General features: G+C 43.8%; 13 protein-coding genes. 7 read left to right on the top strand and 6 right to left on the bottom strand.

Going from position 1 to position 13,101, the window contains the following annotated elements; all coding sequences use genetic code 11:
• The first annotated feature begins 72 nt into the window (after positions 1-72).
• From A8C56_RS19925 to A8C56_RS25350, 3 genes are all read left to right on the top strand, one after another.
• Complete coding sequence (locus A8C56_RS19925; protein ID WP_084490299.1) at positions 73-1,224, top strand: sensor histidine kinase; 1,152 nt, start codon at positions 73-75, stop codon at positions 1,222-1,224.
• The gene (locus A8C56_RS19920; RefSeq protein WP_067759997.1) at positions 1,205-1,963 is read left to right on the top strand and encodes a LytR/AlgR family response regulator transcription factor; all 759 of its coding nucleotides are present in this window, start codon (positions 1,205-1,207) and stop codon (positions 1,961-1,963) included. Before A8C56_RS19925 ends, A8C56_RS19920 begins: the two co-directional genes overlap by 20 nt.
• Before the next feature lie 331 nt (positions 1,964-2,294).
• Positions 2,295-2,429 (top strand): hypothetical protein, encoded by a 135-nt coding sequence (locus tag A8C56_RS25350; RefSeq protein ID WP_262492437.1) that lies wholly within the window; start codon positions 2,295-2,297, stop codon positions 2,427-2,429.
• Between the two features lie 1,039 nt (positions 2,430-3,468).
• On the opposite strand, the gene A8C56_RS19910 is transcribed toward A8C56_RS25350, so the two are convergent.
• Entirely contained in the window at positions 3,469-3,939 is a 471-nt protein-coding gene (locus A8C56_RS19910; protein ID WP_067759991.1) for a DUF1003 domain-containing protein, read from the bottom strand.
• A 262-nt stretch (positions 3,940-4,201) separates the two neighbouring features.
• On the opposite strand from A8C56_RS19910, the gene A8C56_RS19905 reads away from it, so the two are divergent.
• Positions 4,202-4,612 (top strand): DUF1304 domain-containing protein, encoded by a 411-nt coding sequence (locus tag A8C56_RS19905; RefSeq protein WP_245645602.1) that lies wholly within the window; start codon positions 4,202-4,204, stop codon positions 4,610-4,612.
• Here the strand turns inward: A8C56_RS19905 and A8C56_RS19900 are convergent.
• Positions 4,596-5,732, bottom strand: coding sequence for a glycoside hydrolase family 130 protein (locus tag A8C56_RS19900; protein ID WP_067759987.1), 1,137 nt, complete (start codon positions 5,730-5,732; stop codon positions 4,596-4,598). The two genes, A8C56_RS19905 and A8C56_RS19900, sit on opposite strands and share 17 nt — an antisense overlap.
• Positions 5,733-6,052: 320 nt before the next feature.
• On the opposite strand from A8C56_RS19900, the gene A8C56_RS19890 reads away from it, so the two are divergent.
• Entirely contained in the window at positions 6,053-6,748 is a 696-nt protein-coding gene (locus A8C56_RS19890; protein ID WP_067759981.1) for a lipoprotein signal peptidase, read from the top strand.
• A gap of 564 nt (positions 6,749-7,312) precedes the next feature.
• Here the strand turns inward: A8C56_RS19890 and fumC are convergent.
• Positions 7,313-8,710: a class II fumarate hydratase gene (gene fumC, locus A8C56_RS19880; protein WP_067759973.1), complete on the bottom strand. Its 1,398-nt coding sequence runs from the start codon at positions 8,708-8,710 to the stop codon at positions 7,313-7,315.
• Positions 8,711-8,818: 108 nt separating this feature from the next.
• Between fumC and A8C56_RS19875 the strand changes: the two genes are divergently transcribed.
• Complete coding sequence (locus A8C56_RS19875; RefSeq protein ID WP_067759970.1) at positions 8,819-9,820, top strand: WG repeat-containing protein; 1,002 nt, start codon at positions 8,819-8,821, stop codon at positions 9,818-9,820.
• Positions 9,821-9,822: 2 nt separating this feature from the next.
• On the opposite strand, the gene A8C56_RS19870 is transcribed toward A8C56_RS19875, so the two are convergent.
• The 3 genes from A8C56_RS19870 to A8C56_RS19860 all read right to left on the bottom strand — a co-directional run bounded on the left by A8C56_RS19870 (position 9,823) and on the right by A8C56_RS19860 (position 11,419).
• Positions 9,823-10,602 carry an enoyl-CoA hydratase/isomerase family protein gene (locus A8C56_RS19870; RefSeq protein WP_067759967.1) on the bottom strand — a complete coding sequence of 260 codons (780 nt, stop codon included), beginning with the start codon at positions 10,600-10,602 and terminating at the stop codon, positions 9,823-9,825.
• A 201-nt stretch (positions 10,603-10,803) separates the two neighbouring features.
• A complete protein-coding gene (locus tag A8C56_RS19865) occupies positions 10,804-11,211 on the bottom strand; it encodes a hypothetical protein (protein WP_084490298.1) in 408 nt (135 codons plus the stop codon).
• A 16-nt stretch (positions 11,212-11,227) separates the two neighbouring features.
• Positions 11,228-11,419 carry a hypothetical protein gene (locus A8C56_RS19860; RefSeq protein WP_067759963.1) on the bottom strand — a complete coding sequence of 64 codons (192 nt, stop codon included), beginning with the start codon at positions 11,417-11,419 and terminating at the stop codon, positions 11,228-11,230.
• A gap of 206 nt (positions 11,420-11,625) precedes the next feature.
• Here A8C56_RS19860 and A8C56_RS19850 point away from each other — a divergent pair, with 206 nt between their 5' ends.
• Positions 11,626-13,101: a DUF1800 domain-containing protein gene (locus tag A8C56_RS19850; protein ID WP_067759957.1), complete on the top strand. Its 1,476-nt coding sequence runs from the start codon at positions 11,626-11,628 to the stop codon at positions 13,099-13,101.

Below are 13,101 nucleotides of genomic sequence, written 5' to 3'. Positions count from 1 at the left end.
AAAAGATGGCTAATTCTGGTTATGGCTTTTACCGGCCCCCTAATTTTGCCGGCAATACTGCAATGGTAGAAAATGATGACTATTCAACAACAGGAGATCCCGTATAAAACCATCATCGTTATTGCGTTAATCACGGTGCCTTTATTTGGTATTTTCGGGGCGGTTCCCATGCCGGCCCTGTTTTCCGGTCACGCATCGTTTTTCGTCAGGTTTACCCGGGGAGAAGTATGGCATAGCTTTTTGACCATTGCTGCAACAATCCTTGTTTTGTGGGGCCTCAATACCCTGCTGCTATATCTTTTTACAAGATATGTAGTGCCCCGTTTTGGCTGGCTGCGTATTGTTCTGAGCGTGCTGTTCTTTGGGCTGATCGGCTTCCTCCTGTTGCACAACTTCCGGATGCACAGGTTGCCCAAACACAATTTTCCGCCCATGTTCCGGCCCGTTTATGGCGTTTATGGAGAACGGCATCTCGGCTTTCCGCCGGCACCCGGTATTATGCATGACCGGATAGGTTTTTTCTTTTTCCCTTTATTACAGGCGCAGGCTGTAAATGTCATTATCCTTATTTTGCTGGACATCATTGTGCTCAGGAGCAAAAAAGCAAGGACTGAAAAGGAAAATGATTCATTGCGGATGGCAAACCTGGAGGCCAAGCACAATCTTTTAAAACAGCAGTTGCAGCCGCATTTCCTGTTCAATTCGCTTACGATAGTTAAAGCGCTTATAAAAAAGGATCCTTTAAAGGCAGATGCTTACATCAACCGGCTTTCTGAACTGCTGCGCTATTCTGTTTATTCCATTAACCAGTTTACTGTTCCGGTAGCTGAAGAGTTGGGGCATGTAAATAATTATATTGAAATGCAAAACCTGCGCTTTGGCGATGCGCTTAAATTTTCAACAGACATGCCTTCCCAGCTGCTGCATAGCAGCCTGCCCGTTTATTCTATACAATTACTGGTAGAAAATGCGTTGAAGCATAATATTTTTACGGCGGCACAACCTTTGTTCATAAAAGTAACAGGCGATATAAAAACCAAAACCATCACTATTGAAAACAATCTTCAGCCAAAGCGGGACGCGGGAGGTACAGAGGGTGTAGGACTTCAGAATCTTTCGGAGCGGTATCAACTGCTTCAGGGAGAGGCAATTGTTATTGAAAAAACAACAGACTTGTTTCGTGTTACACTAAAAGTTTTGGATAATGCAAGTAGTGATCATTGAAGACGAACCGCTCACTGCGGAGTTTCTGAAAGAGTCCCTGGCTAAAATTGCACCGGATGCGCAGGTAATGCAAATACTTTCCAGTGTATCTGAATCCGTTCATTTTTTTAAAAGAACGGAGCAGCCGGATCTTATATTTTGCGATATACACCTGGCAGACGGGCAAAGTTTTGAGATCTTTAAAAATGCAGGAATGAACGCGCCGGTAATATTTATTACTGCCTATGACCAGTATGCCTTACAGGCATTTAAAGCAAACGGTATTGACTATATTTTAAAACCTTTTAAGGATAACGATATTGCCGAGGCCATCAATAAATTCCGCGGGCTGCACAGGAGCGCGGTAAAGAATGTGCTGGATTATGAGTACCTGGCTACACAGGTGATCAGAAACAGGGTAGCAGAGCCCACTTCACTACTGGTAAAATATCGCGATAAAATAAAACCCGTGAAGATTTCAGATGTGGCTTTTTTTGTTACAGAAAACAAAACGCTCCGTTTGACTACGTTAAACAACGATAAATATAGTGTAAGCAAAACGCTTGAAGACATAGAAAAAATATGCGGCACCCGGTTTTACAGGGTCAACCGGCAGATATTGGTGAACAGGGAAGCTATAGATGAGGTAATACAGGGGTATGCACGCAAGCTGATCATCCGTTTAAAAGTGAACGATGCGCCAGACCTGGTTCTTAACAAAACAAAGATCACCGATTTTTTATCCTGGCTAAGCGCATAAGCCGGGGTTGCCAAAATAAAAGAGCTATAAGATCTTTACTCCGTGTATAACTTATGGGTCTTGCCTGCTTCTGTTTTCCAGGTTGCCCTGTTCTACAAAAAGCTACCACACCCCACCTGGTACCCCAAAACCGACCACGCGCAGCTTTTATCAATGGAAATCACAGAATGTGACATCCAATAAAGAATAAATGGGGTTGCGCAAGTTGCCCAACGTTGTCTGATGTATTAAATAGCGATACTGCTATTGAAGTCAACATTCGCGGGAAGCGCTGCTTGCTAATCAGGATATACTGTTAAAGTTGGAACAACTGGACAAAAAACTTATTAATATGGGTCATAGCGCAAAAATGCACGATGGTGAAATTGAAACTATTTTTGAATTGATAAAGGAAATTATGGATGAAAAGCTGCATCCCGGGCCACGCAATCCCATTGGGTTTAAAACAAAAACTGCCACAAAGTAAAAATGATTTTTTATTGTACCAATAATAATCCAGATGGCTATGGGGGTGGTAGCAATCTTGCCTGTTCCCCAAGTCGCCCTTGTCCCACAAAATTGCAGGGTATTTATACCATGTCAATCACAGGTTAAACGCATTTTTCAGGTGCTAACAGGCCGCCGCTATGCGACTTGTTATAATGTGCTGTTTCCATATCTATTCATATTAACCCCCGATAGGGGCTATATATAGGTAGCTTGTATTTGCCGGGCGACCTGTTTCTAACCCTTTCGGGCAGGCAAGGCTGCGGGGCTATAGAATAGGTGCCTGCTCGTCTTCCAAGGTCGCCTTTGTTCCCAAAAAACGTAAGTCAACCCATTATTTTTACAACGGCGTCTACTTTAGCAAATATGACCGCACCAAAGAGCAGATGATACAGGCGGCCCGCTCAGGAAAATAAAATATTGCTAAGGCAAGTATGGCTTCCGCTAAAGTTAGCCAATGTTGCCTGGGCTTCGTTAGAAGAATTATTGATAGATTATGAGGTTTTTTTGCGTACGAACAAACTACCGCAGTGGGATCGTAATCATCGCTTTCCCCTGCGATTTGATGAGCTTAACAAAACTCCCAACACGCTATTTATGATACTTTTTAAAAAGATATAGAGCATGAAGATGCGGAAATTAGCGGTAACGTATTGCAAAGTCTATTTAAGGGTAACACTTATTTGCTGGGACAGCAAATAATATCATTAGAAAAGGCATTTCTTAAAGAAGGTGACTTGTGCGAACGAATGGTGCACGCAAGATTACAGCTTACCTCCGTCTCCCCCGCGCCTCCCTGTCACCTGAAACAAAAAACACTATTGTAAAAATAGGTAAGAATATCAAACATCTATTGAAAAATATTAATACCCTTTGACGAAAGCCTGCCTCTTAATTTCCCTAAAAAACTCCTCAAAGCCCGTGCGCTTAACAACGGATAGGCTGATCCTTTAATTACCGGGCCTTTGAACTGCACCGCTACCGTGTAGCTTACCTGGTAAAGGATGAAATCGCCTGCATTAATGTGCTTCTTTTAACGCGGCTACTTCCTGCTGCAATTGCTGTAACAGCAACTGTATATGTTGCAGTTTTTCATCCGTTGGAGACATTGCTGCAATTACCGGGGGTGTTTCTTTTGTGAGAAGGGTTGCTTCTGTATCCACATTTTCCTGCAATTCTTCTACGTTTTCCTGAATTTCCTCCACATCCTCCTGTATCTCTTCAATATCTTCCTGAATTTCTTCAATGTCCTGGCTGTTTTTATTTACGGACATTTGTATAAAAATAGCCAGGTAAATAGCTTCCAGGGAAACAATGGTGGTAAGTACCAGCAGCATTTTATCAAACTCCATAATGTGGAGTACGGGCAGCAGGAATGCTACAATGAACAATAAGGTATGAAACACCAAAGAAGAGGTAGACCCTATCCATTGGGTGGCAATGTTTGCAATACGCTCCAGCCTTATTTTATTTTGCTCTTTTAAGGTCATTTTTAATAGTTTTATAGAGGCGTTTTAAAACAGGATGCAAAAGTAGCTTTAAAATAAGTGGTTGCAAACAAATAAACAACAGGGGGATAGCCAGGCCGGTATTGTTTGTAAACAGCATAATTTGAAGCATAACATTTTTCGGGGCGTGTACTTCCACGCGCTGTAGCAGGAATAAAAATGAAACTATGGGAACTATTAACAAAACTATTAATAGGGCTGGTTGCTGCTTTTCATTGCTATATACTTTGGTTTGAAATGTTGCGTGGACAACAATTGGTGCCGCGTATTAAAAAAACCGCCCAAAGAATTATTTCCACCAACAAAAGGCCTTGCAGCCAACCAGGAGCTTTATAATGGTTTTCTTGCAGCAGGTCTAATATGGACCTTCTTTATCCAAAACCCGGGATGGCACTGCAACATTGCTGTTTTCTTTTTAAGCTATGTGGTTATTGCCGGCGTTTACGGCACTGTAACAGCAGATAAAAAATATTTTTTACACAGAGACTACCCGCACTGGTTGCCTTGCTCCTGGTTCTTGCAGGGAATTGCTTTTATTTTCAAAACCGCACAAATTTCTCCACCAGTGCATCTCTGTAGAGGGGTATATAAGCGCCTACAGGTCTCCAGGTCTACTTTGCTCCCCAAAACTGAATATATTATTTTATCCCATTAGGATCAAAAATGGCTACGCCCACTCTTGAATCGGCACAGCCGTAGTATAAGAACCATTTGTTGTTATAATAGGCCATACCTTCAATAAAAACAGTACCCGCGGCATATTGGCCGGATTGTTCAAATGGTTCTGTTGGATATAAGAAAGGCTTATCCAGCCGGGCCAGCACTTTTGTGGGATCGTTTTTATCAAACAGAACCTGTCCTGCGCAATAGCTGTGTGCAGCATAGCTGGTATCCCTTCTGTTGCCTTCACTGTTTTTCCCATTATATAATAACAGGATGCCTTTATCAGTAATCAATGCCGGTGGGCCGCATTCGGTAAGATCACTGTCAAAATAACCGCTTCTGGGCGCTATCAATCGCTGTAACTCATTTTTATCATCCAGCAGGGGCGTCCAGTTAATTAAATCGTCAGAAGTGGCCGGGTTTACAAAATGCTCTCCCCAGTACATTAAATATTTTCCATTCACTTTTGCGATCACCTGTTTACCGTTTTTCAACTCAGTTACAATAGAAGCCGATTTACTGGCCATATTGACAAAGCGCCCGTTCCAGGCAGCTTTAAAGGCCGGGCCGTGCTTGGTCCAGTGTAACAGGTCTTTGGAGGTGGCAACTGAAAGCCGGGGTGTTTTCATATTCCAGGAAGTATAAAACATTATATAAGTGCCGTCTTCCGTTTGGGCCACCCTGGGGTCTTCAGAGCCTCCCGGCCAGTCGTATTCCTTCTGGTCATCCTTGGCCGGAAATAAAACAGGCACCGGGCTGATTTTCAGTGTAACGCCGTCTGTGCTTTCCGCTAACCCAATGCGCGATGTATGTCCGCCAATTTTATTTTTCCCGGTAATATCTTCGGCCCTAAAGAGCACAATGATTTTTCCGTCTTTAACAACTGCGGCCGGATTAAAAGCCGCATTCGACATCCAGGTTACCTTTTTGCCGGACATAGGATCTGTAAATGTTCTTTGATGATCCGGGGTAATAACCGGCCGGGCAGGATTGGGCCGTATAAAAGGACCCATGGCCCAGGAAGACAATTGCAGATTGGCTTGTCCGGAAACAATAACGGATATTATGAGTAATGTACATAATAATAGAAATGGTAACGTTTTTATTTTCATATGACGCTGGTTGATAATAAAACGACTCCAAATTAAGAAAATTCGGTCGGTATTTCTGTATGCTGCCGCAATTGCATGAATAAATAAAATGTTCTTTCTTGTTTATTCGTGCATTTGTGGCATTGTTAGACAATCATAGTTAAAAGTCAATTTATGCGCTTACCCTCAATTTTCAGGCAGTTGTTGTTTGTACAAACCAATCATTACTTTTTCTTTTAACCGTATCTTTGCCCCCGCATGAAACAGGGCATAACAGAAGGCGTATATCATTAGGTATACTATAAAGCGCTGCCTGGCATCAATGCTATAAAAAACTACGGATGAAAGCAGGGAAATTAAGTACATCAATTATCGTTATTCTACTGATCCTGGTTGTAGACCAGGTGGTGAAGATCTATATAAAAACACATTATCCCATAGGGGAAGTGACCCGCATTTTTGGAATGAACTGGGCACGTATCCATTTTATTGAAAACTCCGGTATGGCCTGGGGCTGGAAGTTCGGGAATGAAGGGGGTAAAGTAGCCCTGACACTGTTTCGCCTGGCTGCGGTTATCTTTGGCTCTTTCCTGCTGGTACGGTTTGCAAGGGAAAAATACACCCGTGGATTTATGATCTGCGTAGCGCTGATCTATGCCGGGGCACTGGGTAATCTTATTGACAGTATGTTTTACGGCATGATCTTTGACAAAGGCCTGCATTTTGACCCTGCTTTTGGCGATTATATTGGTTATGAAGGTATTGCTAAGTTCGGCGGTCATGGGTATGCCTCTTTTTTACATGGAAGCGTGGTGGATATGCTGTATTTTCCTATGATAAAAACCCACTACCCCTCCTGGTTCCCATGGGTGGGTGGTGAACCGTTTGAATTTTTTGCACCCATCTTTAATATTGCTGATATGGCTATTTCAACAGGCGTGATTGCGTTGCTGGTGTTCCAGAAAAAGTTTTATCGTAAAGTGAAGGACACCACTATTGTACCTGATAATGCGGCTGTAACTGAACCTGAGTCCTGACAAGGTCATAACTCTTACGAACTATAGCCCCATTGGGCAAATATTTTTGTAAAAAAAACTTTTATGGCTTTTAAGCCCTGTAGGGGCGGCATATTGGAGTCATAAGCAATATTAAATACAAAGCAGAAGCATACACAGTCTGAAAAAGGAAAAAATAGGGGCTGCTTTATTTTCTTTTCATGCAACAATCGGGAATTCTGAAAAAAGATTCCGGCACAGGAAAATAGGATACTTTTGAAGAAGATAGGATTGGTCACTCTGAAGATGTCATCCCGGGTTTGTTCTGGGATCTGTTTTGCTTCAGGTCTGTTGAGTGATACTATACATAGATGCTGAAATACCCGTCCGGGCTCATCCGGGCGGGAATTCAGCATGACTAAAGTATAATTGGTTTTCACCGTATCATGTAATCTGTCGTTGACAGCACAGCCAGCCCCCGCCGGCCGGTGGATGGGGCAGCTTCTCCAATTAAGAAGACCTTTCGACTGGGCTGCGCTAGATGACGATACTCTTTTTCCATTGTTTTTGCAGCGCAAATTCTTAATTCAGGCCCAGAATCAAATGCTATATTTTCCCTACCATCTTTGAGGGAACCACCCACTCATCAAATTCCTTTTCTGTAAGATAGCCCAGCTTTACGGCCATCTGTTTTAAGGTGGTGTTTTCTTTATGGGCTTTCTGCGCAATCTCTGCTGCTTTATAATAACCGATCTTTGTATTCAGCGCAGTTACCAGCATCAGGGAATTGTCCAGGTGCTTTTTAATATTTTCTTTGATCGGCTCAATACCCGTGGCGCATTTATCATTAAAAGATACACATCCTTCCCCGATCAGGCGGGCGCTGTGCAGGAAATTATAGATCATCATGGGCTTAAACACGTTCAGTTCAAAATGGCCGGTAGCGCCACCTACGTTAATGGCCACATCATTGCCCAGCACCTGTGCCGCGATCATTGTTAATGCTTCGCACTGTGTCGGGTTCACCTTGCCCGGCATAATGGAAGAGCCGGGTTCGTTATCCGGAATATGAATTTCACCGATGCCGCTGCGCGGGCCGGAGGACAGCATGCGTATATCATTGGCGATCTTCATCAGGCTTACGGCAACTGTTTTTAAGGCACCGTGCGCCTCTACAATGGCATCATGTGCTGCCAGCGCTTCAAACTTATTTTCTGCAGTTTTAAAGGGCAGCTTTGTAAGCCTTGCAATTTCTTCTGCCACATTTTTGGCATAATCCGGCGGAGTATTGATGCCTGTGCCAACGGCAGTGCCGCCCAGTGCCAGTTCAGCCAAATGGGGTAATGTATTTTTAACGGCTTTCAGTCCGTGGTTTAACTGGGATACATAGCCGCTTATTTCCTGCCCCAGCGTAAGCGGGGTGGCATCCATAAAATGGGTACGGCCGATCTTTACCACTTTTAGAAACTGCCTGCTTTTCTTTTGCAGTGTATCCCTTAGTTTTTCAATACCGGGAATTGTTACTTCCACCAGTATCTTATAAGCCGCAATATGCATGGCCGTAGGAAAGGTATCGTTGCTGCTTTGCGATTTATTGACATCGTCATTGGGATGCAGGAATTTTTCCTTATCAGTAAGCTTACCACCATTGAGCACATGCCCGCGGTAAGCGATCACTTCGTTTACATTCATATTGCTTTGCGTACCACTGCCCGTTTGCCATACCACCAGTGGAAAACTGTCGTCCAGTTTTCCTTCCAGGATCTCATCACAGACCTTGCCGATAAGTACCGCCTTTTTCTTATCCAGCACCTTGGCCTTATAATTGGTATTTGCTGCTGCTTTTTTCAGGTACGCAAAGGCCCTGATGATTTCTTTGGGCATTTTATTAATATCGGTAGCAATCCGGAAATTCTCAACAGACCGTTCGGTTTGGGCGCCATACAATGCATCAGCAGGTACTTTTACCTCACCCATCGTGTCTTTTTCAATTCTGTAATCCATATTCTTGTTTTTTAAATAGATGATCAGTTTACAAAGGTATCATTAATAAACTTTAATTACCTTCAATCTTCATTTTGTTTGTGTGGTAAAATGTTTTAAACGGAAGTTATGAAACGAATAAAATTTTATATTGTTCTCCTGGCACTGCTTTCACCGGCAGTATTATTTGCGCAGCACCAGCTTTATTATTTCCAGGATCCCAGGAGTATGCTGCTGGGCGTAAAAGATCAATCGGGTAAAATTATTATTCCCGCAAGAGGGCATGTTTATTATGATGTTAATTTGAGAGCACCCATTACTGACTCGCTGATCAACCTGCTGGATGTGCGGCATCGCCGGGATAGTGCCGCAGCATATGCGTTTGGCAGTACCTATGACCGCAGGGGGAATTTCCTGTTTCACCCGATGGCTTTTGATAATGGTCCCGATTACTTTGTAGAAGGCTTGTCCCGTTGTGTGGATAAAGGCAAAGTGGGTTTTGTAAACCTGCAGGGACAGATCATTATACAACCGCAATGGGATTGGGCTTCGCCATTTAATTATGGGTACGCATCTGCCTGCAATGGCTGCTACCTGGACAGGGAAAGCGATCCGGAGCATCCCTCCATAGCCTTGAGCAGCAATGGGGAAAAAGTATATATCAACAGGCAGGGAGATACGGTTCCGTTAATGAGCAAACGGCAGTCTGATAAAGACCTGCCTGTTGACGGGGGCTTTCTTCCTTATCCTTTTCATTATAACCGGCAGGAGCAGGCAATTGTTGATAGTATGAATGCCATGGACGTTCTCTCAAAAATTTATACGGCTTTTTTGGAAGAGCCGGTTACCGGAAAATCGGGGCAGTTGCATTTTCAGATCCTGGAAAGGCCATCAGAAACTTCTCCCTATTACCAGATACAGGGATTTACTTACGGAGACATGCAGGGAGTGGACCAGTTTCTGTTTTTGAGAGATGAAGCCGGCCAGCTGTTTCATCCGGGTCCGGAAGGAAAGCTCATCCCTTTTAACAGGTGGTTGAAAGCCTCGCTTCAGAACTGCGACCGATTTTTCCGCCAGAACAGGAATGCGCCGAACCGGTTTAATGTTAGCGAATATTTAAAGGGGCTGTAAATTTATATTCCTTTAAAAGAGGCTTTGCGTTTTTCCAGGAACGCGCTGATGCCTTCTTTAGCGTCTTCAGTGGCAATCAGGTTGCCAAATAATGCAGCCTCGCTTTTATATCCTTCCCCATCCGGCGCATAAGCAAGATTGGCTGCTTCAATACAGCCTGCAACGGCTAAAGGCGCTTTTGTATTAATAAGCGATAAGATGGACTTTGCTTTGATCAGCAACTCCGGCTGTGGCACCACATGGTTCACCAGGCCGTAATTAAAAGCCGTAACCGCATCAATCATATTGCCGGTCAGTAACAGCTCTAATGCGCGGCCTTTGCCGATTAATTGCGTCAGCCGTTGTGTGCCGCCATAACCGGGCAATAACCCCAGGTTCACCTCCGGCTGCCCGAATTTTGCATTTTCACTGGCTATTCTGAAATGGCAGGCCATAGCCAGCTCACAACCACCTCCCAAAGCAAAGCCGTTTACGGCAGCTATAATTGGTTTTACAGAAGTTTCAATTTTTGAGAACAGGCGCTGGCCATTTTTTGAGAGCAGCTCTCCCCCGGCTGCATCTAAAGAAGAAAATTCAGAGATATCGGCACCTGCAATAAATGCTTTATCTCCGCTGCCTGTAATCATTGCAGCCTTTATTTCTGTGTTGCGGTTGAGCTCGCTCAATGCTGTTTCCAGTTCTCTCAGCATTATCTTATTCAGCGCGTTTAATTTATCCGGCCGGTTGATTTTTATAGTCAGGATTGCATCCTCAACACTGGTCAACAATGTTTCATAATTCATGAAATATGGGTTTTGTGCAAATCTATTTTTTTTAAATGGAACGCGGGATAAACAGGCTGCTTAAAAAATGAAAAATACGGATATTGTATAAAAAGCAGGCTCAGGCAAAAGACTCCTTTTTATAAAGCTGCAGTGCATAAATTACAGGCAGCCGGTATGTTTGGTTACTCTTGAACGGGATCGTTATTGCCGGCCAGCCGGTTAATCATCATCCGTCAGATCCAGCCGCTGGTGATGCGCCGATGCGGCAATGTGCAGGGCAAAGCCAAATATGGCCGTATCCTTTAACAGGTTCGTCATGGCCATCATGGTAGACTCTTCATTGCCGGAGTTGATCCAGTTAGGCAGATGTACTGTAAGGATAAAAATGAGCAGCAACAACGCCAGTAAATAGGCCGCCAGTTTCACCATCCGGTTGGTAACAAAGGAAATAGACACTAATATAAAGGCTGCACCAACCAGTTTTACCCATATGATCCCGCCAGGTAAAAAAGTGGGCACGGCTACCAGCAGTTCACGGGGATGCAAGAAATGAAAAATACCAAAAGCAAACAGAACGGCGGCAAGAAGGTAAATGGCAAGGCGTGAAACGATGTGATAACTTTTCATAGCAACACATTTTAATCTATAAAAGGTACAACAAATTACCCACTTCGCCAATTTTAATTAACGGCTGCAGTTGTTGCACTTCCGTTGAGAACCCGTATACATAAGTGGTTTTATTGTTAATGCGCTTCATTACCAATAGCAGCTCTTGCTCATAATTAGTTGGTTGCCGGGCTGTTTGGACAACATTTGCCCATGCATAAAAATGCACGGTATTCGCAGGTTATAAAAGCCCGCATGATTTTAGCTGCAAAAAATATTTTACATCATAGTTTGCCTGAACACGGTGCAATAAGGCTGAGGAACTGTTATGGTATGCTTTAAAAGCCAAAAAACACGTCAAACAGTATTTGTTAAGCTTTAAAGCCCGTTTAAACTTTTCCCTTTTTAAGGTGTCTACCATTAAAAAGCAGCTTTATGGTGGTGAATAATCAGCTAAAAAATCAGCATCTCCTGTGGCGCGCAGGTTTTGGGCCTGCGGTAGAACAGTTACAGGAGCTGGCAAAATATACGCCGCAGGAGTATTATCAGGCACTGGTAAAAGCATCAGCCAAAAAGCCGGAATACATCAATATAGCAAGCGATGAGCTGCTGGCATTGTATGAAAACTACCTGGATCCTGCACAACGGTCCAAACTGACGACGGACGATAAAAAAATACTGAACCGCAAGCAACAACAGGGCGTAAAGGACCTCAATCTGTACTGGCTGAAGGAAATGGTGGGCAGCGCCGCGCAGCTGCGTGAAAAGATGGCCTTTTTCTGGCACGGGCATTTTGCCTGTCGGAACGGCAATCTTTTTTACAACCAGCTTTTCCTGCACACATTGCGTGAAAATGCGCTGGGCAATTTCAGAGCCCTGCTGAAAGAAGTTTCCAAATCAGCTGCCATGCTGTATTTTCTCAATAACCAGCAAAATAAGAAAGGGCATCCCAATGAAAATTTTGCCCGTGAGGTAATGGAGCTGTTTACTTTAGGCCGCGGGCATTATACGGAAACGGATATTAAAGAAGGCGCACGGGCTTTTACGGGGTGGACGGCCAACGCAAGGGGCGAATTTAATTTTATAAAGAAGCAGCACGATGAGGGTATAAAAACATTTCTTGACAAAAAAGGCAATTTTGACGGGGATCAGGTGCTGGACATTATTGCAGACAATCCGCAAACAGCCCGGTTTATAACGGAAAAGATCTATAAGTTTTTTGTAAATGAAAATGTAGATAAAGCAATTGTGCAGGATCTGTCTGATTCCTTTTATAAAGACTATGATATTGGTAAGCTGATGGGCAGGATATTTACTGCAGACTGGTTCTATGATGAAAAAAACATCGGCATCCGAATCAAATCGCCCATAGAGCTGCTGGTGGGTATTCAGCGTATGGTGCCTATGCGGCTGGATAATGATAATGCATTGATGAACCTTCAGCGGATCCTTGGCCAGCAACTGTTATATCCGCCTAATGTGGCGGGATGGCCGGGCGGAAGATCATGGATCGACAGCAGCACTTTAATGATGCGGCTGCGGATTCCACAGCTGTTTAATGACAAAGATCTGCTGAATGTAAAACCCAAGCAGGATGATGATGTGATGATGGGGCGTAAAGCAGATGGGCTTGCTAATATTCCTGCTGCAAAGCAGGAAATTAAAAAGCAACCGGCTAAACCTGGTGCCGGTCTGATCAATGCAAAAATTGATTGGGCACAGTATGTGTCCGGATTTGATAAAGTAAAACGGGAGGATCTTTTTTCTGCCATTTCCGGGTGTCTGTTCCAGGTGAATGCGGCAAATGCAGATCAGGTGGCTGCAAAATATGTTGATTCTTCAGATCGTGGGGCATACATCCGGTCCGCCACCGTCCAGTTGATGAGCACCCCGGAATATCAAATGTGTTAA

The organism is Niabella ginsenosidivorans (assembly GCF_001654455.1).
Lineage (GTDB): Bacteria > Bacteroidota > Bacteroidia > Chitinophagales > Chitinophagaceae > Niabella > Niabella ginsenosidivorans.
The sequence above is the reverse complement of the archived record's forward strand: the minus strand, read 5'-3'. Positions and strand labels throughout refer to the sequence as shown.